Origin of the sequence: Rahnella sp. BCC 1045, assembly GCF_019049615.1 — a bacterium.
GTDB lineage: Bacteria > Pseudomonadota > Gammaproteobacteria > Enterobacterales > Enterobacteriaceae > Rahnella > Rahnella contaminans.
In genome coordinates, this window is the sequence record NZ_JAFMOZ010000019.1 from 1 (window position 1) to 446 (window position 446).

At 70.4% G+C, this 446-nt stretch carries 1 protein-coding gene; it reads left to right on the forward strand.

All coding sequences use genetic code 11. The features are described 5' to 3' along the window. Nucleotides 1-446: AMP-binding protein (locus J1782_RS00100; RefSeq protein ID WP_217151884.1), on the forward strand; the 446-nt coding region annotated here is incomplete at both ends.

A 446-nucleotide genomic window follows, 5' to 3' on the forward strand; every position in this document is an offset into this window, starting at 1 on the left:
TGCCCGGGCAGGACGTCGTCTTCGTCGAACCCTCGCAGCTCGACGAGTGGCCGCAGCAGGCGCTCGCGGCGGGCGTGACGGCGGCATCCGGCACGCCGACGTTCTGGCGTCAAGCGCTGTGGCGCAACGGTGACGTGCTCGCCCAGCTGAAGCTCGAACAGATCACGCTCGGCGGCGAACCCGTCGACCAGGGCATCCTCGACCGACTGCGTGAGGTCTTCCCCGACGCACGTATCTCATGGATCTACGCGAGCTCCGAGGCCGGTGCGGCGATCGCCGTCCACGACGGGCTCGCCGGATTCCCCGAGACCTGGCTGGAGCGCGAGGTCGCCGGGCGCCCGCGCCTGAGCGTCGAGGACGGTGAGTTGCTCATCGCTTCGCCGAAGGCCGCCGAGGGCATGGACGCCGTCATCCACACCGGCGACCACGTCGAGATCGCCGACGGA